Below are 23,457 nucleotides of genomic sequence, written 5' to 3' on the forward strand. Positions count from 1 at the left end.
TCAATGTAAGAAGTGATACAGTAAAAACAAAACGGGTAGCGAAAGCGGGATGCCAATCCCAATCATTTGTGAAGCCAGCACCGAATTTAACTTGTACCGGCTGACCAGCACGGCCGTTGTATTCATCGGCCCTATGGCAGCACCGAGAATGCACAGGTCGGCTACGTAATCCTGACGGCCCAGCCATAGTCGTAACACACCCAGCACCAGCAGGGGAGCCAGAATCAGTTTATAAAACAGGCCGAGTGTCAGGCTGGAGCGCTGTCCGGGTTCTACGCGTAACCGCAACTGCAGCCCGACCGTAAGCATCGCCAGCACCGAGAAAGGACTGCTAACCCGCTCCAGCACATCGTGCACCAGTGCCGGGTGGCGATAACCGGCCAGGTTGGCCACCAGCGCAACGACAAATACCGGGAATGGTAGAAACCTCACCATGTTACCCATCAGTATCCGGGCCGACGGGTGTTGGGTTGTGTGCCAGGAGGCTACCACCACGCCTAGTGTCATGACCACCAGAAACGTCCCCGCCTGACTCATCATCAGTCCGATGGCCAGCCCGGCCTTACCGTAAAGCAATTCGAAGACAGGAAAACCAACAAACGAAATACTACTGATACCGCCCGTTAGTTGCAGCGTACCCAGCGTGCGGGCATCCGGTATGGGACCAGATAAGCCCCCCAGTTTCGCCACTAAACTAAAGAACAGCAGGCCGCCCAGAAAGACCAGCCAGGGAATGAGCACGGGAAGCCAGAACGCCCGTGTGAGGTGAATATCGGGGATGTACAGAAGGATCAGCGCCGGAATGAAGACTGTTACCAGCAACTGATTGATGGTGAGGTGAGTATCAGCCGGTACAACCCGCCAGTAACGCAGGGCAGCACCCAGTAACAAACAAACCAGCAACAGGGCCAGGTTGGCCATAACAGACGTTGGGGAAATAAGGATCGGTGTGGGCTATAGTAACCTGCACCGCTCCCTCAAAACTAAAAATTGATCAGCAAATTACCGTAATAATACGTACTATAAAACCGAAAATACCGGTTAAATCCAGCTATATAGTCTATTTGGACACCGTGAAAAACTATCCCTGTAATTCTGACGTTTATAGGAATGATTAAACAAACAAACTTTGCAATCATGAAAAATTTAATTGCAGCATTCACTTTATTCGTAACGGTGGTTTCATTCGCACAGGCGCAGGACAAAAAAGCACCAGCAAGTCCGAAAGTAACCGTTGAAAGCCCCGACAAAAATATTCAGGTTGTTTACGGACAGCCCTCTAAGAAAGGCCGGGTTATCTTTGGTCCCGAAGGGTCGGCCAGTCTGGAGAAGTACGGGAAAGTGTGGCGTACCGGTGCCAATAACGCCACCGAAGTAACCTTCAAGAACGACGTTATGTTCGGTGGTAAAATGGTAAAAGCGGGTACTTATACCCTGTACACTATTCCCGGCGAAAAAGAGTGGAGTGTTATCCTGAACAGCACGCTGGGTCAGTGGGGTGCCTTTGATTACGACAAGATCAAGGGAGCCGATGTAGCCATGATAAAAGTGCCTGTTTCGGCCACCAAGACACCCATTGAAAAACTGACCATCACCCCCGCCAACAACAGCATCGCTATTGCTTGGGATAACATGACCATTTCGGTTCCGGTCATGAAGCACGGTTCGTAATACGCATTCAATTAAAGTAATTTCCAGGAGCGAAACCCGGTCTATCTGGCCGGGTTTCGCTTTTTTTATGTCATGTTCAAATGGGGTGAAAACGGGTATTGAAAGACAAAAAATTCGTTAGAACGGGCCACAAACGATAAAAATAGGGGTGATATTGACCGTCAGTGAAAAAAAATGTTGTAAGTGGTTAACAAACAAATGATTATATCGTTATTTGCAATATGACTTATCGGATGCTGCATGATGAAACATTACTTACTGTATATACTAATCGGTTTGGCTGTAATACCCGCCAGTGGTCAGGGAGTTACGGACTATTATCAGGTTACTCAGAACCGCCAGCAGTATAAGCGGCTACAGAGTCGGTATGGTGGTCCGCAGATTCGTGATCGCTGGTATGTTGCCCTTGACGGCTTCATCAAAACAGACCGTGCCCAGCTTAACAACGCCTATGATGGCCTGATTGAAACTAACGCAGTTGGTAAGGCAAGCTGGGGGGTTACTGTCGGCTGGGCTCACCGAGAAAAGTGGGCTGTTGAAGGAAGCTACGCCCGGATTCCCATTCATACGCAACTGGCCATTTCCCAAACCAATCCACCGATTACGGCACGGTATACTAATGAGCGCAATGCCTTTACGCTACGCGCAAAGCGTCTTGTACTGTCAACCAGTAAGCCCTGGCTCCGATCGGGTTTCTGGGTTAGTGGCGGCATGTGGATGCTACCCGGCAATAACCAGCCAGCGAATAGTTTCTCCGCCAGCGGTTACCGGTACCAGTCCCAATGGGAAACGCACGAACCGTTTCATTTAACCAGTCAGACAACAGTTCAGTCGCAAACAGCCGCCTTAGCCGAGTTAGGCATTGAGTATAACGTACGGCTCAGTAATGCGGTTGATTTAGGAATGTCGGTTCGTAAGCTCTGGGGCCTGACTAATGCAGTAACGACTAATGCGACGTATACGGCACTCCGTGAAGCACCACAAATGGCTACCTTACAGGGAACAGGTTCTGGCATGAGCTATGGCGTTACACTCCGCTACTCCTTTTCTACCCAGCGTAATCAGACTAAGATACTGAACGTGCAGGGGAAAAGCCGTTTAGGTTTCCAGTAACTATACGCCTAAAGACAAGACAAACTTTTTGATACGATTATAGCAAACCCAACTAAAAACAGAGCCAGTACCCGAATTTCGGGTACTGGCTCTGTTTTTAGTTGGTAGCATATCGGTTTTCACCTTTCGCTTATGATTGGAGCGTTCATCGTTTATGGTCCTGATGTGGAGCCGTATCCACAAAGACTCAAACCATAAACTAGTTTTTCATCTCCTGCCTGCGCATGGGCATTTTGTCAATCAGTCCAAAAAGATCTTTGGTTGAAACCGGCTTTTTGTAGGTTTCTTTTACCCCCCCATCTTTGCCAATGAGCCAGGCCACAAACTCGGTGGAAGGATTTAGTTTGTAGTCGTGCATAAGAAACTGACGGTCTGGTTCCGGCACCTCAGAAGCGATCAATACAATCACATCCAGGTCGCGATCGGCCAATCCGGCTTTATCTTCATTCAGGCTCTCCTGTTGCTCGATGGTGTAATGCTGGGCATCGTCACGCCCGTAAACAAGTAATACACGCCGTTTGTCTTTCTTCTCGTGTAACATCGCTTTGAGCGATTTCTGTTGATTCGCTATACTTTCCATAGTAAGGGTAAGCCCCATTAGCAGGGCTATCAGAGATATGAACCAGTGATTTTGCATAGTGTTTCGGATTCGATTCACTCCTGTTAACGATATGTGTACAGGATGGGTTTGCCGGTTTTGGCACCAATGGTACAGGGCTACAGCCTATTGCCGCCCCAATGCATGTATACTAGCTGACAATAACGCAGGAAATCCGGTTGTGCTCAATAGGAGTATCAGCATTGAACAGTGCCTGACACCTACTACCTACTCAGGCTCGATTCTCACCTGTCCCAAATTTAGTAGTATTTGACTCAAATTTGAACGTCTTTCCGGCCAGCGACAGTGACCTTTGAATCGTTCAAAGCGGACAAAGAATGTACCTTTAGCTTACAGAAGTCATGAAAACGTTCTCACTTTCCCAGACCATCTCCCGTTATTTTCTGTTAACGCTTGTTGCTTCTTCCCTTGGTAATTTACTGGCTTGCCAATCCGATACGATCGAACCAAAGCCACAGAGTGCGCCCGAGATAGTTCATATTATTAACCAGGATTCACACGCTGTTCCCCGGCCTTATGTTGATAGAAGCGTAAGCGATTCAACCAAAAGGATCGATCCCCAGCCCCGTCCGGAAATACAGGACCAGTAACAGACGTCAATGGCTGATATACTCCGTTAGTTCATAGTAAGTACTTCATGGACAGAGATTTATAGTTTACGCCCCTAACTCCATAGGACAATACCACCATCATCGCTCTGCGGCTTATGGGGTAACAATGACAGGGCAGTGTTTGTATGAACGGTTAGACAACATTTGCTGTAGCGGGATAGGGAATCTCCAGAATGACCAGCGTGCCGGCTGTGCTAACATGGTGCCATAATGTAGCGCCGATGTACTCGGCCCGTAAGCGGTTGTTCTTTAGCCCAATACCTTGTGTTTTGTGGCGTGGTGGGTTAACCTGATTACCCATTCCGTCGTCATCTACCGTTATGGAAAGTCGGTTGTCCAGGTACAGTAGCTGGACCGAAGCCCGGCTGGCCTGCGCGTGTTTATGGATGTTATGCACCAATTCCGATACAATTCGATAGGTGTTCAGTTCCGTGTCAAGTGGTAATTTTTGCTCTGTTCCCGATACGATAAAAGAGAAGTGAGTAGGTTGAGCAGGTTGGCTGCCAACGAGTTGCTCGAGCGCGTGGCGAAGACCAATCCGGGGAAATTCGGGTGGCATCAGGTTATGGGCAATGCGCCGTAGATCGTCACTACTTTTTTGGGTGAGGGGAATAAGCAAATCAATCTGTTCGGTCATCAGCGCACTGGGCAAATACTGGTACAGGTCGGAGATGCGCCGACTCAGGGTAGCCAGTGTACCACCCAGATCATCATGCAGGTCGGCGGCAATGCGTTGCCGTTCCGATTCCTGGGTCTGAATCAGAGCCGCCTGTAGGGTACGGTTCTGAACTTCGAGTTGCTGACGGGCCAGTTGCAGTAGTTTCCGGCGGTAGAGCCACCCAGCAGATAGTATCGCCAACTCGGCCAGCAGCGCGATACGCAGGGCCACCATATCGGGCAGGGGATTTCGCATCAGGCCCAGGTTGATGAGAAACGAGTTGACCGCAAAGAAAATCAGCAGCGTCGATACAGCCCCGATCAACAGCCATACCAACTGGTTCCGGCGTCTGACGGCATCCACAACGTAGCGTAGCCAGATAATGCCGTAGCCGCTAAAACCAGCGTACCCAATTACATAGGCCGTTTTTACGATGTACTGCTGCTCCTGGCGTTGCGCCCACTGCGCCAGGAGCGTAGCCCCGGCAATAACCAGCATCGGGAGCAATTCCGGCCATCGGTACAGTACCTGGTCCTGCTGGCCGGAAACCCTCAGAAACCGTCTGCTAAACAGACAAAAAGCTCCAAATCCGATGTTTAGCCAGTGTACGATGCTGGTAATACTATCAAATCCTGCCAATGAATCGGGTAAAAAGGCACCCCATCCATCGTTGAGCAGGGCGTAGGCCGACAGGCAAATGACGTAGCAGGCGTAGAGCAGGTACACCGTTCGCTGGTAAAAGAAGAACCCGATGAGTACCCCGCCCAAAATGGAAAGGACAACCCCCGCGAATATCGCCCAGCCCCAGATGTCTCGTTGCTGAGCCGTCAGGAAGTAGCGGGGTGACCATAGCCTGACGTCGAATTTCATAGCGTCGCCCGGTATAACCTGCCCCCTGATCCAGACCGTGGTAGTCTGGTGGGCGGGGAGGTTCAGCGCGTACAGGAAGTAATGATGGTTGACGGGGGACAGGTGGGTGGCTTGTTGCCGGTAGGTAGCCGGTCCCCGGACGGGAACGGGCGGGGTATGGGCCTGAGCAGTCCATACCGATAACGAGTCCAGAAAGTGCGTTGTCAGTTCTAGCCAGACCGTTCGGGCGGATTCACTGCGGACCGTAAACCGCGCCCAGCCCACAAAATGAAGACGCCCGTAATTGATACTTTCGACCGGCTCCCACTGGGCTGGATCAATGGGTAGCGCAGCGGGAGACTTTATGGCCTGAACCGGCTGGGGAAGTTGGTGTAAAAACGGATTTTTGAGCGTAACGACTTTGAAATCAGGCTGTATTTTATACGCAGCCTGCGCCATGCCGTTGGCAGGAAGAAGTAAAAAGCAGGCTAATTGCCAGAGGGTCTTCATAGAAAAAATACCGTTATGTGGTGCGAATTGATACAAAGAACGGTAATGAATGCCGGTTTAAAAATACCCCGAAAGGGGTATGGTAATGGCTAATAAAGCTGATTACTTTTGGTAGCTAAACCGCCTGGTACATTCAACTGGGCTATCCGTTTAATAGGGCCATTGCATGAAAGTGGTAGTTAGCTATCGAAAGTGATTCGCACGTAAAGAATTGATTGTTTTCATGTCAAATCAGGTCGTTTTCAATGCTAGTTAAATCGCCATAAAACGGTATAGTACCATGCTTTCTTAGAAATATTATTTGTGTAATTGCCCTATCCGTTTAAAGCATCACATCATTATGCGATGGTACCGTAAGGGGGCAGAATTTATCTTTGTCTTTAAGTAAACTGGGAAGTTAGGAAAACCTGCACCAAAAACTCAGGTAGTTTAATAGGCCAGCCGACTCGATGGGCCAACGTACAGTCCGAAAAAATCAGACGTCTTCGTCATTATCTACAAAGACGGCACCCGCGAGAAGTTCAATGAAGCCATTGCCAAACCTGCTTCGGTACCCACATCGTCTTACGTTCAGCAACCTGCCGTTCGATCCGATCCATCGGCCTACACGGCTCCGTCAACACCTGTATCCGATGAGTCGGCTGTAAAGCGCACAGGCTGGATGTGGAATGTAGGTTATACAACGCCCAGTTCGGCATTTGCCGAAGCAAACGGCATCACGTATGGGTCGGGTTATTATTTTCTGGGTCCCGGCCGAATGGGGGGCATTGTGCTGGATGTCGATATTATGAATTACTTCGGACAGTCGGCCCCCAACTACGGGATTCTTACCGCCAATGGTTTGTTTCGTTTTTCTAGAACATCCAGTTTCTACGTAGGAGGAGGGCTGGGCTATGCCACCGTATCGGTTAAAATAAAAGACTAGTACGGACTGGAAAAATCGTTTTCGTCGGGCGATCTGGGCGGGAAAGCCTTTCTGGGAGTGGGCGCTTTCCGGATGGCTATCGTCTGGCCGTCGTTAGGAAGCACCCATGGAGGAGGATTGCTCACTATTGGTCTGTGCTCCAATCCATTCCGTTGATTTATCCACATTCCCCTGTATCTGTTCATGCATTTCTTTTTCACTATCCACAAAAAACCATTTATTGACCATGAAAACGAACCGTATTTTTTCGATTGTCAACACCGGTGTTACCCTCGCTGCCTGCCTTTTTCTCGTGAGTCCTACCCAGGCTCAGACCTTCAACCGGGCCAGGCAATTGACCGAAGTCCCTAAAATATTCGAGGCTTTAATTTATCCGGTAGCCAACCGTCCCCAGACTATTCGGATCAATTTTGATAATCCTATCGGTAAGGCAGTGCGGGTAATGATCCGGAACGAAAGCGGTAACCTTGTGTACGACGAGTACAAAAACGTAGTGGCCAGTCGGGAGTATTATGATTTATCACCGCTGCCAGTCGGCAACTATACGGTTGATCTGACAACTACGGGTAGTCACGTGGTGAAACCGTTTACCATTGAAGCCTCCCAGGCTGGCGCTATCTCGATGGACAACCAGACGGAGCGCGTTATCTCCGAAGTTCCAACCCGGAAACAATTGGTCGTTAGGAAATAACCATGCTCAGGCCGCTGGTAAACGGGGGGCTGGTTCATACTGTCAACCGGGGTCTTCTTACCCATATCACCAATCGGGGCTATTGAATAGCGTAGGGGTAACATCACTTACCACTACGTTATTCGGTAGCCCCATCGGTATACGATGGATCAGTACGCTACAACTCTTCCAGCCGTTCCAGCATCAGAATGGACCCCTGCGGCACAATAACGTATTGTTCCCCTTCGTACTGTAATTCGATGGCGTTCCGCTGGAGGTACAGGGCTACATCGCCTTCCTGCGCCTGAAGCGGCATGTACTTCACTTTTTCCTCAGTTTCCTTCCAGGGTTCATCTTCCGTCGGGTTGGGAATGGGATAACCCGGGCCTACTTTTATGACGTAGCCCGACCGGATTTCTTCCTTTTCCTGCACCGTCGGCGGTAAATACAACCCGCTGGATGTACGGTCGGAGGGGTCTTTGGGCTTGATGAGTACCCGGTCGCCTACCACAATCAGGCGCTTTAGTTTGTTATCGGCAGTAATTCCTATCATAGAATGGTTCGTGAGTTAACTAGTCGGTAGCGGGGGAGCAAAAATCGGGCAGGAGTGACGTATAGGTCAACTTGTCAGTAACTATAACGCTCCGACTTAACAATCGGCTGACTGCTCAGGGTACCGGGTCGTAGCCATGCCCCCCCCAGGGATGGCAGCGGGCAATGCGTTTCAGCCCCAGCCACCCGCCCCGCCAGGCCCCGTGTTTATGAATGGCCTCTATAGCATACTGCGAACAGGTAGGCGTGTACCGACAGGCATTCGGTAAATAAGGGGATACAATCGCCTGATATACTTTTACGAATCCAACCAGAATTGTTCGCATCATAAACGCATAAACAGCAAAACACCCAAAATCTTTCCCGCAATCCGTATCTTTGCCAATATTCGGTTTATAGTTTGTGGTTTACGGTCTATGAGTTGGTTGCCGGTGCAGTTGGCTAACTATAGACCGTAAACCACAAACCACAAACGTCAAACTATTCATATGCTCCAATTCATTATCTGGGAGGTTGATCCCGAAATTTTCCACATTGGCTCTTTCTCAGTGCGGTGGTACGGACTCCTGTTCGCGCTGGGTTTTTTGATTGGGATGCAGATTATGGGCTACATTTTCAAAAAAGAAGACAAGCCCATTGCCGATACGGATTCCCTGCTGATTTATATGGTTATATCCACCATTGTTGGCGCCCGATTTGGCCACTTTCTATTCTACGAACCGGAGGTTTTGCTGCATCATCCGCTCACGGTTATTACTCCTCCCTTTGCGGGTCTAGCCAGTCACGGGGCTATTATTGGTATCCTGACGGGCCTGTGGCTCTACTCACGCCGGAAAGAAAGCAGGCTGACCAATCAAACGTTTTTATGGGTAACCGACCGAATTGCTATTGTAGTTGCGCTGGCGGGCGCCTGTATCCGGTTCGGTAATTTGATGAACTCCGAAATTGTGGGTCGCCCAACGGATGTCCCCTGGGCGTTTGTGTTCATGAACAACAGTGAGTACGCCAAAATACCGCGCCACCCCGCCCAGTTGTACGAGTCCATTTCGTGCCTGATTCTTTTCTTCATCCTGCTGTGGTTCTGGAACCGGAACAAAGAACGGACGCCACGGGGGAGTATGCTCGGTATTTTTCTCATCTGGATTTTTACCCTGCGCTTTTTCTACGAATACCTGAAAGAAAATCAGGTGGCTTTTGAAGATACCCTGGCCCTGAACATGGGGCAGATTCTAAGCATTCCCGCCGTGCTGCTGGGCATCTATTTCCTGGTCCGCAGTTACCGGAATCCGGAAGTATCACCCGTTAAAAAGGAGTCGAAACCGATTGAGTCGTAGTGGCCTACACGCCCTACCCCGACGCATGACCTGTATCACCTGCCCTGGCCTCTGTGCCGGGGCATTTTTTTTGAGGGCACCAGAATACATAAAATGCTGTATTTTTGACGTTTATCGTTCATCAATCATATCGCATTTTCCGTGTATTCATTTTCTTCGTTTTCCCGCTTCATACTCCCCGCTTTACTTGTTGGTAGTCTCCACTCCGCCGTAGCGCAGGTCCCCGGTCGACAGATGCACTGGTCGGCCGATGGCAATGCCTATACGGTTCCTGAACAGAAGGGCCTGACCAATATTGATATTCGTACAGGCCAAAAAACGATTGTGCTGCCAGCGGATAAACTCAATAAACCCGGAATGCAGCAGTCCATGCCCGTAACGGACTTTGCCTTCACACCCGATAGTACCCAGGTATTAATTTTTACCAACACCGCCCGCGTGTGGCGGTATAACACGCGGGGCGACTATTACCTCATCGACCGAAAAACGGGCGTAGCCCGGCAGGTGGGCAAAAGCCGTCCGGCGCAGTCGTTGCTGTACGCCAAACTGTCGCCCAATGGCCGCAGCGTTGCGTACGTGAGTGAACATAACCTGTTTGTGGAAGACGTAGCGATCGGGAAGGCCGTTCAACTCACGACCGATGGCACCCGCAAACGCATCAACGGTACGTTCGACTGGGCCTACGAAGAGGAGTTCGGTTGTCGGGATGGCTTCCGGTGGAGTCCCGACAGCAAGCAACTGGCCTACTGGCAAATCGACGCGACAAAAATCCCGGACTATCTGATGCTGAACACCACGGATTCCAATTACTCCTACACGGTGCCGGTCGAATACCCGAAAGTAGGCGTTAGTCCGTCGCCCGCCCGCATTGGCGTAGTGGCCGCTACGGGTGGTAAAACCAACTGGCTTCCCATCCCCGGCGATGCGCAGCAGCACTACCTGACCCGCATGGAGTGGTTGCCAAAAGCGAATACGCTGATTGTTCAGCAATTGAACCGCAAGCAGAATCAGAGTATCGTGTTCATATGCAATCCCGCTACGCAGGCCGTTACCCCCATCCATACCGAATCCAATAGCACCTGGATTGATGTAAAAAGTCGCTGGAACGACGATGATCCCAGCGGCTGGGAGTGGCTCGACGGCGGTAAATCTTTTGTGTGGGTATCCGAAAAAGATGGCTGGCGGCACCTGTACCGGGTTACGACCGATGGGAAAAAAGAAACGCTGCTTACCCCCGGCGATTATGATATTGAAACCATCAGCCTGATTGACGAACCCGCCAATCAGATCTATTTCATTGCCTCTCCCCGGAATCCCAATCAGCGGTACCTGTTTCGCACCAGTCTGGATGGGAAAGGGAAAGCCGAGCGGGTAACCCCCGCCGACCTTGCCGGTACGCACGATTACGCCATTTCACCGTCGGGCAAACTGGCCCGGCATTCGTTCACCAATTACTACACCCCCAACGTTCGGGAGTGGGTAAGCCTGCCCGATCATACCCCCGTTAATGCAAATGAACGTATTGCCGAACGGATGAAGCCGGTTGACAAATCAAATGTTAGTTTCTTCACCGTCACCACCGACGATGGGGTGAATCTAGATGGATGGATGGCCAAACCGGTTGATTTTGATAGTACGAAGAAGTATCCGATTGTTTTCTACGTGTACGGCGAACCGGCCGCTACCACGGTCAATGATGTATTCGGGACCGGGCAAAATCGGCTGTTTCAGGGCGATATGACCAAAGCGGGGTACCTCTACGTGGCCCTCGATAACCGGGGAACGCCTAACCTGAAAGGGGCTGACTGGCGGAAATCCATCTACCGCAACATCGGCCGACTCAACGTCCGCGACCAGGCGATGGGGGCTAAAAAACTGTTCTCGCAACACGCCTACATCGACACCAGCCGCGTGGCCGTTTGGGGTTGGAGTGGTGGAGGGTCTACTACCCTGCACCTGCTGTTTCAGTACCCTGATATCTATAAAACCGGCATTTCCATTGCTGCCGTGGGTAATCAGTTGTTTTACGATAACATTTATCAGGAACGGTACATGGGATTGCCGCAGGAGAACCGGGCCGATTTTGTGGCGGGTTCGCCCATAACCTATGCTAAAAACTTAAAGGGTAATCTGCTCTACATTCACGGTACCGGCGACGATAATGTGCAGTACGACAATGCCGAAGTGTTGATCAACGAGTTGATAAAGTACAACAAGCAGTTCCAGATGATGCCATACCCCAACCGCTCGCACGGTATTTATGAGGGGGAAGGAACTACCCTGCACCTGCGAACATTGTACACGAATTATCTGCTTAAAAACTGCCCTCCAGGGGCGCGGTAGACCGGTTGAAAGTAGCTTGGACTTATTGATTTGACGTAAATAACCGCCGGATTGCGACCACCCCCAACCCCCTCCTAAAACAGGAGGGGACTTGAAAAAGGGAACCCTTCAGCGTAGCCCCCTCCTGTTTTAGGAGGGGGTTGGGGGTGGTCAGTATGGGCGAAAAAGCGATTGTTAGTTCGGCGGTTATTTTGTTCAAATCAATTAGTCCGGGTAACTGTAAGCTGAGTTGCGATTGCCAGTACTTACAAAATTAGCCTAACGGCTACCCGGACTAAAGTCTAGGCCACCAAAAAAATGCGAACAAAAAACAGAATAGCAGTTCTTCAGCTACTAATGCTGCTCCTGGTAATCCCCGCTCAGGCGCAGCAACACACCCGGTTTACGCACGCCGATACACTGCGGGGGACTATCACGCCCGAGCGGGCCTGGTGGGATCTGGCTTTTTATCACCTGCGCGTCCGGGTGCAACCCGTTGATAGTACCCTGAGCGGCTCAACGTTGATCCGCTATCGGGTGTTGAAGCCGGGGCAGGTGATGCAGGTGGATCTGCAAAAGCCGCTGCGGGTACTACGGGTAGAGCAGGACGGAAAACAACTAGCCGTGCGGCAGGATGGCAACGCCTATTTTGTTACCCTGGCCAAAGCACAGAAAGTTGGGCAGACCGAAGCGATAACGGTGTCTTACAGTGGTAAACCCCGCGTGGCCAAACGCCCGCCCTGGGATGGAGGGCTGGTCTGGTCGCACGACAAAGCCGGTAACTGGTTCATTGCCACGGCCTGTCAGGGGCTGGGGGCCAGCGCGTGGTGGCCCTGTAAAGACCACATGTACGACGAACCGGATTCGATGGCCATTACGGTAACTGTCCCTGAGGATCTGATGGATGTATCGAACGGGCAACTCCGTCAGGTAACCACCAATCCCGACCATACCCGCACCTTTGACTGGTACGTGCAGAACCCCATCAACAACTATGGTGTAAACCTGAACATCGCCCGCTATGCCCACTGGTCGGAGGTGTATGAAGGCGAAAAAGGCAAACTTGCGCTTAATTATTATGTACTCCCTGAGCACCTCGATTCAGCTAAAGCACAGTTTAAAGAGGTGCCAAGAATGCTGAAGGCATTCGAGTACTGGTTTGGGCCGTACCCTTTCTACGAAGATGGCTATAAACTGGTCGAGGCACCGTATCTGGGCATGGAGCACCAGAGTTCCGTAACCTACGGGAATCACTTTCGGAATGGTTACCTGGGCCGCGACCTCTCGCACACGGGATGGGGATTGCTATGGGATTTTATCATCGTCCATGAATCGGGGCACGAGTGGTTTGCCAATAACATCACCTACCGGGATGTGGCTGATATGTGGATTCACGAGAGTTTTACCAACTATTCGGAATGCCTTTTTACGGAGTACTACTGGGGTAAAGCCGCTGGGGCGCAATACGTCATTGGCTGTCGCGCCAACATCCGTAACGACAAACCGATTATTGGCACCTACAATGTGAATCATGAAGGATCGGGCGATATGTACTACAAAGGGGGTAACATGCTCCATACGATTAGACAGTTGGTTGGTAACGACGATAAATGGCGACAGATGCTGCGTGGTCTGAATAAAACATTCTACCACCAAACCGTAACCACGAACCAGATTGAACAATACATGAGTCAGCAGGCGGGTCTGAATCTAAAACCCGTGTTTGACCAGTACCTACGCGATACCCGAATACCCGTACTCGAATACCGCCCGGTAGCCGATGGGTTTCAGTATCGGTGGGTCAATACGGTGCCCGGCTTTTCGATGCCGGTGCGGGTGTGTCTGGGAGAGTCGGGACCGTATCAGGTTATTCAGCCCACGGCACAATGGCAGAAACTGTCGGCCAGGGGAGTGAAGACGTTGACGGTAGACGCGAATTACTATGTTTTGAGTAGACGGGTAGCCGAGTAAACGAACATTGGATGGTACGCTTACTCAAAAGTTTGGCTACTGCATGGAAAGGAAATGTACTTTGCCAATGATTAATTTTTATCCCATTCTTACCTATAAAACAACTATGCGTACAAATCGAAATTTACTCTGGGCCGGACTACTCCCGGTGATGTTGCTCATCGGTTGCGGAAGTAATAAAGAAAAAGAAGAGGAAGAGAAAAAAGACGACGAATCCGTATCAATGATGGGGGCCGCCGGTGCGATGAAAGAGATGGCATCGCAGATGGAAGACATGCAGAAAAATGGCCCCGTTGAAACGGTCAACTTCCGCACGCTGAAAGAATTGCTTCCCGCCGATGCCGATGGTTTGCCCCGTAAGGAGGCTACCGGTGAAAAAAATGGAGCCATGGGCTTTACGATTTCAACCGCAACGGGTAAGTACGAAAACGGAGACGGCAGTGAACGTATCGAGTTGTCGATTGTAGATGGGGGTGGCTCACCCATGATGATGGGACTGGCCGCCTGGTCGATGATAGATGTCGATAAAGAAACCGAACACGGTTACGAAAAAACTACCAAAATGGGGGATAACAAGGCGTATGAAAAATACGACAGTGCCGACAAAAACGGAGAATTAAACGTGCTGGTCAATAAACGGTTTGTTATTACCGCCAAAGGTCGGGGAGTAAGCATGGATAAAATAAAAGCGGCCCTGGACGATATTGATCTGGATAAACTGGCCGATATGAAGTAATCACTTCTACAAATGAAGAAAGCCGAAGTTCATGCTTCGGCTTTCTTCGTTTGTAGGGTAGACAGGTGATTTTACCGGGCTAAAGCCGCATTGGCATCCAGCCGCCCGCCGGTTACCGTCTTACCACTTAAGGATGGCGTTGGTACCGCACTGGACAGGATCGCGTTTCTGATCTGGGCAACCGTAGCACCAGGGTGGGTCGAGGCATACAGCGCAACGGCTCCCGTTACGTGGGGAGTTGCCATTGACGTGCCACTGTAGGACGAATAAGTGTTATACGCTGTTGTCGAATTGATGGCTACACCGGGTGCGCCCAAATCAACCGTGGTAGCACCGTACTGGGAGAAACTGGCTAATGCTCCGGTATTATCGATAGCCGCTACGGCAATGACGTTGGGCAAATCGTAGTTGGAAGGGTAGCTGGCTGTAGCATCGTTGTTGGTTCCGCTGTTGCCGGCAGCCGCAATAAACATAATGCCCGCTGTATTAGCCCGACTGATGGCATCGTAAAGGGCTTGTGAATAGCCGCCCCCTCCCCACGAATTGTTAGAAGCCACAATATTGATACCCTTGTTTTTGAGGGTAGTCAGATAGTCGACGGCCTTGATCGCATTGGCCGTGGTACCTCCTCTACTGCCCAGGAATTTGGCCGAGATGAGCGTTACGTTCCAGTTTATACCAACAACTCCCGTCGTATTGGCTTTTGCGCCAATGGTGCCCGACACGTGTGTGCCATGGTCATCTAGCGTACCCCGTGTTCCACCATCGTAAATGGTACGGTCGTTATTGGCGAAATCCCAGCCATTTGTGTCATCGATGTACCCATTCTTATCATTATCTACCTTGTCAACCGGGTCGCTAGAGTTCACCCATACCTGCCCGCTCAGATCAGGATGCGTAAGCTGAATTCCTTCATCTATGATGCCCACGTACACCGCTGCCGAACCCGTCTTGCCTGCTGCCCAGGCTGCGGCCGCATTACTGCCATACTGATTGGCAGGCGATGTCGCGGGCCCATACATTCCCCACAGCGAGCCATTCGTGAAAAAAGGATCAGTCGCTACGGCGGTATGCGTGTAAATAAAGTTAGGCTCCGCAAAGGCTACCCCGGCTGTATTGCTTAGGTCGGCAATGGCTTCCAGTACATTCTTGTTTACTTTCACGACCATTAGTCCCTCTTTTTTGCCCGCCTTTTCCATGGCTTTCGTCAGAATTTTTTCGGCAGGGATTCCTTTTACTTTGTCGAGGGCCTTGTTCTTGACATCGTCCGTAGCCTCTTCGTCAAACTGTAGTAATAACTCACCGTCTACGTAGTCCACATCGGCTTTAAGCCGGGCATTGGCGGCAGAATGTGTGCCGGGTGAAACGGAGGCAGCCGGGTCTATGGGTTGACAACCTACCAGGAGTACTGTTGCCGCGAAGGTAAGCGTTGCTACCTGAGCAAGCCGAAGCGTTACGTTGCTTTTCATTGGGAAATTATTTGAAAGGCTGACAAAATGTTAAAAAATAAAATAGTTACTTTAATTCGATTAAAACTGAATTAAAGTAACTATTTTATTTATACAAACAATATTTATTTACTCAAAATCCTGATAAATTATTTTTCGGTCTACTTTCTCCGGCAATGGACCCTGACGCGTTAGTTTCATTTTGGCCAAGGCGGCTCCGGCATGGGCGCAGTTTCCGGGGGCGTACCCATCCAGATAGGCCGTCAGAAAGCCGGCCCAATACGCATCACCGGCGCCGGTAACATCCACCACGTCGAGTTTTTTACCCGGTATCCGGGCCTGTTTAGCCCCTCCATCGTAGGATACAAGGCTACCATCGGGGCCCAGTGTCAGGCAGATTATGGATGCACCCATTTGATGAAAGTCGCTCAGGACGCGCTCCGGCTCCTGTTTTTCGCCATACAATCGCTCGACATCATCCTCACTTACCTTTACCAGTGCGCCAGAGGCAAAGTAATCCGTCAGAACCCGCCAGACCTGCTGCCGGTCGGGCCATATGGTTGGGGCATAATTGGCATCAATACTGATCAGACAGCCAGCCGCATGGGCACGGCGAGCCGCATCAATAATTGTATCCTGGGCGGGCTGTCGACTCAGGGCGAAGCAGGTTGTGTGAAATACCTGCGTCTGGGCCAAAAGGGAATCGGGTAGTTGTTCGGGTTTTATCAGGCAGTCGGCATGGCGGTAGGCCACAAAATCGGGCGTGCCAGCCGTACGCGACACAACAACGATACTGGATGGCTCCAGCGGATCGGCTGTCACATTGTCGATGTTTACCCCGGTTTCTGCAACCTGCCGGGTCAGGTATTTCCCAATGTTATCATTGCCAACGCAGGCCACCAGGGCAACCTGACCACCCAAACGGGCCATGTTTGCCGCCATATTGGCTGGACTACCGCCCTGATAGCGTCTGAAATCCTGGGCATCCAGCAAACTGGTTGACACGTGGTGGCCAATTAAATCGGCCAATAATTCACCAACTGAAAGAACAGCGAAAGGGCGGGTTAAATCTATCATAAAAGAAGTCATGAAGGGGCATTGATTGTCAGTAACTGTTTTTCGATGAATGACAATCAATGGCTACCAATGCCGTGAAGCTAATGACTACAAAGTTAATTTCCGCCGGGTTGTATTGGGAAGGCGACTTCCTCGCTTCTTTTAGTTTCTTTCACCAGAAAACAGGCTCCGGCTGCCAGCAGCAGACAAACACCACACAGGACCAGCGCATTGCGGGGGTCATTCCCCAGTATTGGGCCGTAGATGAACTTGATGGTGACATTATTGATAATCTGTGGCACAACGATAAAACCGTTGAAGATACCCATGTAAACGCCCATTCGCTCTCTGGGGACCGATGAAGAAAGCAATACATAGGGCATGGATAAGATGGAACCCCAGGAGAGGCCAACCAGGGTCATACCAATCAGGAACACAGAACTGCTTTCTCCCAGGAGCATGGACATAAAGCCCAGACCACCAATGGTTAGCATAACCGCGTGCGTTTCCCGGCGACCAATACGACCGGCAATGGTAGGCAGGAAAAAGGAAATGCCGAAGCAGCCAATATTGAAAAGGGCAAAGCAATCGTTGCCCACCTCGATGCCCCGTTCAAAACCGGGGGATTCAGGTGTGGGCGCGTTGAATGCGTGGCGGGCAATGGCCAGTGAGAGGTATTGCCACATCAGCGGCAGGCCATACCACGTAAAAAATTTGACCCACCACAGTTGTTTCATGGTAGGCGGCATCTCGCGCAGGGCAACACCAATCTCTTTAAAAACCCCTGCTATTCCTTTCGATTCGCGTTTCTCGCGCTTAAAAGCCTCCATATCTTCGGGCGGGTACTCTTTGGTGGTGTACATCGTCCAGAGCACAGCAGCCAGTACGGCAAACCCACCCACATAAAAGGCATATTTTACAAAATCAGGAATGCCGTTGGTACCGGCTGCCACCATTGTAATACCAAAAAGGGGCAGGATACGGGGCATCAGATTGGCGAGTGTTTGCCCAAAACCCACGAAAAAGCTTTGTACCGCAAATCCCAGGTCGCGCTGTTTATCATTCAGCTTATCGCCAATAAAAGCCCGAAACGGTTCCATCGATACGTTCAGTCCCGAATCGAGCAGCCACATCAGGCTGGCGGCCATCCAGAGCGAGGTCGAGTTGGGCATCATGACCAGCGCGAAACTGGTAATAAGTGCGCCAATCAGGAAAAATGGTTTTCGGCGGCCCCACCGCACCGACCAGGTTCTGTCGCTGAGAGAGCCAATGATGGGCTGCACAATCAGACCCGTAACCGGACCCGCCAGCCATAAAATCGGGATATTGGCTTCGTCGGCGTGGAGGTATCGGAAAATAGGACTCATGTTAGCCTGTTGCAGGCCAAAACCGTACTGAATCCCCAAAAAACCAAAACTCATGTTCCAGATCTGCCAGAAACTCAACGTAGGTTTGACCTTTGCCGAGGACTTCTTAATGCTTCCCGTTTGCATAGATTATCGTATCTTTAAACTGTTATCATAGGTGATATGGTACAGATAACAATAATACGGAGCGATTTGCAGGATAGAGAGATATTCTTGGCTTATTTTTTTGTAAAGACACACTTTTGAGCATGATTACCCAAAAATGGCCAATAGCTGGACTGGTTCTGACGGTATTTTTGTTGTCATCTCAAATCATGTCTGTTTATGCACAAACTGACTCGTCGCAGTCGGTAATCGTGCGTTCCGTTACGCTGGAGGGAAACGTTAAAACGAAGGATCGGATCATTCTGCGCGAAATGACGCTTCACGTCGGGGACTCCGTTCGGCTGGCCGATTTGCCGGGTCGTGTGCAGTGGGACCAGCGTAACATCAATAACACAACCCTGTTTGTAACGGTAGATGTCACTACCCAAATTACCCCGGCGGCCGATTCGACTCAGCTGGCCCAGCTCGATCTGACCGTTGTGATGAAAGAGCGCTGGTATATCATTGCCTACCCCGTTTTTGATTTGGCCGACCGGAATTTCAACGAGTGGTGGTACGACCGGGGGCGCGATTTTCGGCGGGTTGTCTACGGTGGTCGACTTAGTTACCGGAACGTGACGGGTACGAATGACCGGCTCCAGGTGGTTATTGAACGGGGCTTTCTCCAGCGTACTATCCTGTCCTATTCCAAACCATATATCGATAAGGCCCAGAAAATCGGTTTACGGGTTGATGTTAGCTACGCCACGAATAAGGAAATACCGTACCGGACCCAGTTCGACAAGTGGGTATACACAAAATCGGAGGATGTGCTCCGGGAACGGGCCTATGCCAGCCTCACCCTGACCAACCGGCGCGGGCTGTATCATTACCACACTTTTGATACGCGCTACACGAGAAACACCATTGCCGATACCGTTGCCCGGCTCAATCCCGATTATTTTCTGGATGGGCGTACACGGCAGCAGTTTCTGGCCATGAGTTATAACTACCGGTACGACCGGCGGGATAACGTAGTTTTTCCGCTGGTTGGAAAGTTGTTTACGGCCTTCGTGGGCGTATCAGGCATTTTGCCGTCCGATAATTTTAATTTTCTGGATCTGTCGGCGTCAATGACCCGCTACTGGTCGATGGGGGGGCGGTTTTACGGGGCAGGCAGCCTGCGCGCCCGTGCTACCTGGCCCACCCGGCAACCCTACTTCAACCTGCGTGGCCTGGGCAGCTCCATCGATATGGTGCGGGGCTATGAACTCTACGTTATTGACGGACAGCGAACAGCCATCTGGCGAAACAGCGTTCGGTACCAGCTTCTCAACGTCCGCAAACAACTGAACTGGCTGCACGTCCGCCAGTTCAATACCGTACCAATAGCCGTTTACCTGACCGCTTTCGGCGATGCGGGCTACGTGAGCAGTACCGTTGCCGAGCAGTACCAAAGCAGGCTGGCTAACCAACTCCTGGCTGGTACGGGGCTAAGCGTCGATATAGTTTCGTTCTATAACCTGGTAATGCGTTTCAGCGGCACCGTAAACGCGCAGGGAAACAAGGGGTTCTTCTTCAACCTGGCGAAGGAGTTTTAGCCAGGCTTCCTGTTGCATCGTTACGAGGGGAGCCAGCTGGCAGGAATCGGGATCGGCTTTGCTTGTAGGGCCCATTTCTTCCCTCATGTCATTCGCTTGCTGCAACGCTACGCCACCGAATCGATCACCCAACGACCCCATGTGGTGATGGCGACGTAGGAGCCTTTACACACCTGTTGGATGTACGCATGCTTTTTAACTGCCTCATAATCAGGCAGATTTAAAGTCAACATTCCAGCCTAAATCTTGAATTGAGATCCCAAACTTATGCAGATTTTTCTTGATTTTTCGGATCTGCATCACCTTTACTTGCTCCTTGTCCCGCTCCAGCTTTTCGGGTTGGTAAGCTTCCCCGTTTTTCAACATTGTATAGATCAACACGGCTACCTTCCGGGCCGTAGCTGTAATCGCTTTCTTGCGACTGGATTTGAAAGCTACCCGACGAAAAAAGTTCACTAACGGATTGGAGTCCTTCATGTTGCCAATTGAATTGGCTACCTGCCGGAACGTATTAGGCAGGTTCAATTTATTCTTCAATGTCTTGCGCGACAGTACTTTACCCCCAGATGCTTTGTTATTGGGGGTAAAGCCCAGCCACTTGGCAAAAGCTTTGGCCGAGGTAAAACGGTGAATGCTTTCACCCACCTCACTCATTAATGTTAGGATAGCCGTGCGACCAAAGCCTGGTATCTCATGTAGATTTACCCCCAACATCTGCCGAGCATATTGTTCCACCGCCACTTTAGGCGCATTCCTATGCTTACGGGGCTTTTTCTTAGTCGCTTCAGCTTTAGGCAAATGTTGACCGGGCCGCCGGTGCGGTATGCTCGGTGAAGAGCCGGTCTAATTCGGCATCTAACTGGGCCATTTCAGCCTGGACGGCCTGATAAAGCCGGTAGGACGACTGCACTTGTAGCCGCACACTGGGTGTCCAATTTCCCGCTAGCAATTGGGTGAGTTCGGCGGGTGTTTTCTTACAGTGTTTATCAACCAGAGCCGCCAGTTTTGACCCGTCCTCTTCTCCCTCACAGATAGCCTTGATGATCGCTAGGCCCGATACAGAAGTGGAGTCGGTCAAGGTGGCATCTAAGCGCACATTGATCAGTCGAAGCGTTTTTTGGATTCGGCGGATGTAGTCGGCTCCATCCTCAATGAGACTTTGGCGCATCCGCACCAGCGGCCGAATGGTAGTAGCAAACTCGTCCGTGATGAAAATGGGGGGTAGCAAACCTAACTGATGCAGGGTTCGAATGTGGATGGCATCCGACACGTCGGACTTAAAGCGCCGGTAATTTTTGGTATTGGCCCCAGCCGTTACCAACACGTCAAAGCCTTCCTGTTGGAGAACGCTCACCAATGGTCTTTCGTAGCCTCCTGTGGCTTCCATGGCGACATGCTGAATGCCATTTTCTTTTAAAAATTGGGCTAACTCGAAAAGGGCTTTGGTCGATACCCCAAATTCCTTGACATCGGTTTTGGTATTGTCTCCCACAGCTACGACGTGGAATTTAGAGCCGATCCGGGCCGCCGGTGCGGTCAATGCCTGCCACCTGCTGATGAATGACAGGCATTTGCTGGTAGTTAACGGTTCCGCGGTCGGACTGTTGTTTCATGTTTTGAAGGGGTTAAAACGTGAAAAATGGCTATCAGCGGGCTATTATTGAGAACAGTAAGTCGGATGTACGGGGTAGTCAGGGTAAGTGACTCCACCAGTGGGGTTTTCAAGGAACCCAGTGAGCAAGCCCCTTAGGTTACGAATAGCCAAATCGGGTGGTTGGGCGGGTTGGACAGCACCAGAGATGAGGTACGATTTTCCCATTCAAGGGCTACTGATAGCAGCCGAAAGTTAGTCATTCAAGCCTAATTTTCATGCGTTTGCCGGGGGTTTGTTCGCCTGCGAACTCGGTGGTGGTTGGGCTGAAAATGTCGAATTTGGGACGCGCTGCCTGTCACCGGGAAGCTGCCTTACTGATTTTGGGCAAGCCCACGTTGAATTTCAAGAACGAAATCAACCGTAATCCCATTGTAGTCTGCAATTTCCTCAATAGTAAGCTTTCCCGCTTTGAGAGCCTTGCTAACAGCTTCTGTCTTGACAGTGATTTCTTTTCGCTCTTCTGCTTCCCTAATCTTTTGCTTTTCCGCTTTGACTGCTTCGGCATTAGCCGCCGTCACACGGGCAAAGTAGGCGCGCTCTTCCGGGGTCATTTTCCGGGTATCCAACTCGTCAATGGCCCGCTTGAGCCATTCCTCGTTCCAAAAGTCAGGGTATTGGGTGGGTTCAGTAGTATGTAGCGTCTTCATGGTATAAACCAGTTTCTCTAAATCGGTCTTTATTTCAGCCACTCGCTTGTTAAACTTAGCCAATTCTACCGTGATAAACGTCATTTGAGTGTCAATGATTTCACCGGCCTCGCTTCGTAGGTTGGCAATCGTGTGAAAATGGGCCGTTGGCAGAATGCTCTTTGCTAAAATGGCGACAGCGTAGATTTTAGGCAGATTGGCATAGTCAAACTCACCCCGTTCTACTACAGTATTGAACTTGTGTAAAGCGTAAAATTTCATGCGCTGTACAAAATGCGGGGCCAGACCTAATTGCATTTCAACGATAAACTGACTGCCGTTTTCATCGGTACAGGCTAAATCAAAAATACCACTTCGGCTGTCAATGGTCAGAGCCTCGAACGCATTCTTGTCGAAATGCACCTCCCGAATGGGGGTTTCTGATTTGATAAGAGCCTGTAACGCTGTGCGAAGAAATAGGCTGTCGGCTTCGTTGCCAAAAGTGGCTTTAAAGCCGTAATCAGAAATAATGGGAATGTAAACGCCTGTCTCCATGTAGCAAAGTTACTGGAAACCTCGAAAATGCCCTATCACCTATCAAACGTGACTTGACTACCCACAAAGGCTGATTATTAATCTGAATTTGCGTTTAAATTAGGTGTTTCGCCGATTATTCTGAAAGAACTTTCAGGTAAGCCAACTGCCTCTACAACTAACCGGGTTAACCTCTGAAAGCTGTCAGGACTTTGGTGAGTGCCGAGATACAATTTCGTTAATGGAATTTTATGGGGTCGACTAACCTTAGGAATGCTGATAAAATAAGGTGACACAAATTTTGTAGTTTTGCTCGCAGCTTCTATTTCCGCTCATGGCTCACTACTCTGCCTCCATCGAACAAGCCATTCGTGACTTTTATGCCCGTCTGGCCGAAAAAGATAAACGCCATTATGCTGCCCTGGAAGCCCAAAAAATAGGCTATGGCGGCAAACGATACATCGGCTTTCTGTTGAGTATTTCCCAAAGAACCCTCAGAAAAGCTTATCACGAACTCAGTCAACCCGAATTAATGAACCAAATCCC

Annotated in this window: 22 protein-coding genes; 10 read left to right on the top strand and 12 right to left on the bottom strand. The window is 50.5% G+C overall.

Annotated elements, in window-relative coordinates:
- Entirely contained in the window at window positions 1-921 is a 921-nt protein-coding gene (locus tag B157_RS0127540) for an AEC family transporter (RefSeq protein ID WP_020606539.1), read from the bottom strand.
- A 216-nt stretch (window positions 922-1,137) separates the two neighbouring features.
- Here B157_RS0127540 and B157_RS0127545 point away from each other — a divergent pair, with 216 nt between their 5' ends.
- A complete protein-coding gene (locus B157_RS0127545; RefSeq protein ID WP_020606540.1) occupies window positions 1,138-1,671 on the top strand; it encodes a DUF2911 domain-containing protein in 534 nt (177 codons plus the stop codon).
- 276 nt (window positions 1,672-1,947) lie between these two features.
- Window positions 1,948-2,784: a hypothetical protein gene (locus B157_RS0127550; protein WP_245565294.1), complete on the top strand. Its 837-nt coding sequence runs from the start codon at window positions 1,948-1,950 to the stop codon at window positions 2,782-2,784.
- A 199-nt stretch (window positions 2,785-2,983) separates the two neighbouring features.
- On the opposite strand, the gene B157_RS0127555 is transcribed toward B157_RS0127550, so the two are convergent.
- Together B157_RS0127555 and B157_RS0127560 are read right to left on the bottom strand one after the other, a co-directional pair.
- Entirely contained in the window at window positions 2,984-3,421 is a 438-nt protein-coding gene (locus B157_RS0127555; protein ID WP_026309000.1) for a DUF4174 domain-containing protein, read from the bottom strand.
- A gap of 726 nt (window positions 3,422-4,147) precedes the next feature.
- Window positions 4,148-6,031 carry a sensor histidine kinase gene (locus tag B157_RS0127560; RefSeq protein WP_020606543.1) on the bottom strand — a complete coding sequence of 628 codons (1,884 nt, stop codon included), beginning with the start codon at window positions 6,029-6,031 and terminating at the stop codon, window positions 4,148-4,150.
- A 661-nt stretch (window positions 6,032-6,692) separates the two neighbouring features.
- On the opposite strand from B157_RS0127560, the gene B157_RS0127565 reads away from it, so the two are divergent.
- Entirely contained in the window at window positions 6,693-6,956 is a 264-nt protein-coding gene (locus tag B157_RS0127565) for a hypothetical protein (protein WP_020606544.1), read from the top strand.
- A 93-nt stretch (window positions 6,957-7,049) separates the two neighbouring features.
- On the opposite strand, the gene B157_RS40165 is transcribed toward B157_RS0127565, so the two are convergent.
- Window positions 7,050-7,184, bottom strand: a complete 135-nt coding sequence (locus B157_RS40165; protein ID WP_020606545.1) for a hypothetical protein — start codon at window positions 7,182-7,184, stop codon at window positions 7,050-7,052.
- Between B157_RS40165 and B157_RS36095 the strand changes: the two genes are divergently transcribed.
- The gene (locus B157_RS36095) at window positions 7,183-7,647 is read left to right on the top strand and encodes a hypothetical protein (RefSeq protein WP_020606546.1); all 465 of its coding nucleotides are present in this window, start codon (window positions 7,183-7,185) and stop codon (window positions 7,645-7,647) included. The two genes, B157_RS40165 and B157_RS36095, sit on opposite strands and share 2 nt — an antisense overlap.
- 157 nt (window positions 7,648-7,804) lie before the next feature.
- Here the strand turns inward: B157_RS36095 and B157_RS0127580 are convergent, their stop codons facing one another.
- Both B157_RS0127580 and yidD read right to left on the bottom strand, forming a co-directional pair.
- On the bottom strand, window positions 7,805-8,179 hold the full coding sequence (locus tag B157_RS0127580) for a co-chaperone GroES (protein WP_020606547.1): 375 nt from the start codon (window positions 8,177-8,179) through the stop codon (window positions 7,805-7,807).
- 115 nt (window positions 8,180-8,294) lie between these two features.
- Entirely contained in the window at window positions 8,295-8,504 is a 210-nt protein-coding gene (yidD, locus tag B157_RS0127585) for a membrane protein insertion efficiency factor YidD (RefSeq protein ID WP_020606548.1), read from the bottom strand.
- A 162-nt stretch (window positions 8,505-8,666) separates the two neighbouring features.
- On the opposite strand from yidD, the gene lgt reads away from it, so the two are divergent.
- From lgt to B157_RS0127605, 4 genes are all read left to right on the top strand, one after another.
- A complete protein-coding gene (gene lgt / locus B157_RS0127590) occupies window positions 8,667-9,512 on the top strand; it encodes a prolipoprotein diacylglyceryl transferase (RefSeq protein ID WP_020606549.1) in 846 nt (281 codons plus the stop codon).
- A 234-nt stretch (window positions 9,513-9,746) separates the two neighbouring features.
- Window positions 9,747-11,855, top strand: a complete 2,109-nt coding sequence (locus B157_RS0127595; protein WP_020606550.1) for a S9 family peptidase — start codon at window positions 9,747-9,749, stop codon at window positions 11,853-11,855.
- Window positions 11,856-12,191: 336 nt separating this feature from the next.
- Entirely contained in the window at window positions 12,192-13,805 is a 1,614-nt protein-coding gene (locus B157_RS0127600) for a M1 family metallopeptidase (protein ID WP_020606551.1), read from the top strand.
- A gap of 106 nt (window positions 13,806-13,911) precedes the next feature.
- Entirely contained in the window at window positions 13,912-14,541 is a 630-nt protein-coding gene (locus B157_RS0127605; protein ID WP_020606552.1) for a hypothetical protein, read from the top strand.
- 71 nt (window positions 14,542-14,612) lie between these two features.
- Here the strand turns inward: B157_RS0127605 and B157_RS0127610 are convergent, their stop codons facing one another.
- From B157_RS0127610 to B157_RS0127620, 3 genes are all read right to left on the bottom strand, one after another.
- Window positions 14,613-16,010 (bottom strand): S8 family peptidase, encoded by a 1,398-nt coding sequence (locus B157_RS0127610; protein WP_020606553.1) that lies wholly within the window; start codon window positions 16,008-16,010, stop codon window positions 14,613-14,615.
- 108 nt (window positions 16,011-16,118) lie between these two features.
- Entirely contained in the window at window positions 16,119-17,066 is a 948-nt protein-coding gene (locus B157_RS0127615) for a carbohydrate kinase family protein (RefSeq protein WP_020606554.1), read from the bottom strand.
- A 95-nt stretch (window positions 17,067-17,161) separates the two neighbouring features.
- Window positions 17,162-18,538, bottom strand: coding sequence for an MFS transporter (locus tag B157_RS0127620; RefSeq protein ID WP_020606555.1), 1,377 nt, complete (start codon window positions 18,536-18,538; stop codon window positions 17,162-17,164).
- A gap of 122 nt (window positions 18,539-18,660) precedes the next feature.
- Here B157_RS0127620 and B157_RS0127625 point away from each other — a divergent pair, with 122 nt between their 5' ends.
- The gene (locus B157_RS0127625) at window positions 18,661-20,097 is read left to right on the top strand and encodes a BamA/TamA family outer membrane protein (RefSeq protein ID WP_020606556.1); all 1,437 of its coding nucleotides are present in this window, start codon (window positions 18,661-18,663) and stop codon (window positions 20,095-20,097) included.
- A gap of 210 nt (window positions 20,098-20,307) precedes the next feature.
- Here B157_RS0127625 and B157_RS39905 read toward each other — a convergent pair whose 3' ends face one another.
- From B157_RS39905 to B157_RS0127640, 3 genes are all read right to left on the bottom strand, one after another.
- On the bottom strand, window positions 20,308-20,832 hold the full coding sequence (locus tag B157_RS39905; RefSeq protein ID WP_245565296.1) for a transposase: 525 nt from the start codon (window positions 20,830-20,832) through the stop codon (window positions 20,308-20,310).
- 55 nt (window positions 20,833-20,887) lie between these two features.
- Window positions 20,888-21,589, bottom strand: coding sequence for an IS110 family transposase (locus B157_RS39910; RefSeq protein WP_245565297.1), 702 nt, complete (start codon window positions 21,587-21,589; stop codon window positions 20,888-20,890).
- A 473-nt stretch (window positions 21,590-22,062) separates the two neighbouring features.
- Window positions 22,063-22,932 carry an Rpn family recombination-promoting nuclease/putative transposase gene (locus B157_RS0127640; RefSeq protein ID WP_020606557.1) on the bottom strand — a complete coding sequence of 290 codons (870 nt, stop codon included), beginning with the start codon at window positions 22,930-22,932 and terminating at the stop codon, window positions 22,063-22,065.
- 313 nt (window positions 22,933-23,245) lie between these two features.
- On the opposite strand from B157_RS0127640, the gene B157_RS38585 reads away from it, so the two are divergent.
- Window positions 23,246-23,457, top strand: a 212-nt coding sequence (locus B157_RS38585) for a hypothetical protein (RefSeq protein ID WP_020606558.1), incomplete at its 3' end; no start/stop codon positions are given.

The organism is Spirosoma spitsbergense DSM 19989, from assembly GCF_000374085.1.
Classification (GTDB): Bacteria; Bacteroidota; Bacteroidia; order Cytophagales; family Spirosomataceae; genus Spirosoma; species Spirosoma spitsbergense.

Coding starts and splice junctions, on each gene's coding strand:
- B157_RS0127595 (WP_020606550.1), top strand. CDS start 9,747: ATGCACTGGTCGGCCGATGGCAATGCCTATACGGTTCCTGAACAGAAG.
- lgt (WP_020606549.1), top strand. CDS start 8,667: ATGCTCCAATTCATTATCTGGGAGGTTGATCCCGAAATTTTCCACATT.
- B157_RS0127620 (WP_020606555.1), bottom strand. CDS start 18,538: ATGCAAACGGGAAGCATTAAGAAGTCCTCGGCAAAGGTCAAACCTACG.
- yidD (WP_020606548.1), bottom strand. CDS start 8,504: ATGCGAACAATTCTGGTTGGATTCGTAAAAGTATATCAGGCGATTGTA.
- B157_RS0127555 (WP_026309000.1), bottom strand. CDS start 3,421: ATGCAAAATCACTGGTTCATATCTCTGATAGCCCTGCTAATGGGGCTT.
- B157_RS36095 (WP_020606546.1), top strand. CDS start 7,183: ATGAAAACGAACCGTATTTTTTCGATTGTCAACACCGGTGTTACCCTC.
- B157_RS40165 (WP_020606545.1), bottom strand. CDS start 7,184: ATGGTCAATAAATGGTTTTTTGTGGATAGTGAAAAAGAAATGCATGAA.
- B157_RS0127610 (WP_020606553.1), bottom strand. CDS start 16,010: ATGAAAAGCAACGTAACGCTTCGGCTTGCTCAGGTAGCAACGCTTACC.
- B157_RS0127580 (WP_020606547.1), bottom strand. CDS start 8,179: ATGATAGGAATTACTGCCGATAACAAACTAAAGCGCCTGATTGTGGTA.
- B157_RS0127600 (WP_020606551.1), top strand. CDS start 12,192: ATGCTGCTCCTGGTAATCCCCGCTCAGGCGCAGCAACACACCCGGTTT.
- B157_RS0127605 (WP_020606552.1), top strand. CDS start 13,912: ATGCGTACAAATCGAAATTTACTCTGGGCCGGACTACTCCCGGTGATG.
- B157_RS0127545 (WP_020606540.1), top strand. CDS start 1,138: ATGAAAAATTTAATTGCAGCATTCACTTTATTCGTAACGGTGGTTTCA.
- B157_RS0127615 (WP_020606554.1), bottom strand. CDS start 17,066: ATGATAGATTTAACCCGCCCTTTCGCTGTTCTTTCAGTTGGTGAATTA.
- B157_RS0127640 (WP_020606557.1), bottom strand. CDS start 22,932: ATGGAGACAGGCGTTTACATTCCCATTATTTCTGATTACGGCTTTAAA.
- B157_RS0127565 (WP_020606544.1), top strand. CDS start 6,693: ATGTGGAATGTAGGTTATACAACGCCCAGTTCGGCATTTGCCGAAGCA.
- B157_RS0127540 (WP_020606539.1), bottom strand. CDS start 921: ATGGCCAACCTGGCCCTGTTGCTGGTTTGTTTGTTACTGGGTGCTGCC.
- B157_RS0127625 (WP_020606556.1), top strand. CDS start 18,661: ATGATTACCCAAAAATGGCCAATAGCTGGACTGGTTCTGACGGTATTT.
- B157_RS0127560 (WP_020606543.1), bottom strand. CDS start 6,031: ATGAAGACCCTCTGGCAATTAGCCTGCTTTTTACTTCTTCCTGCCAAC.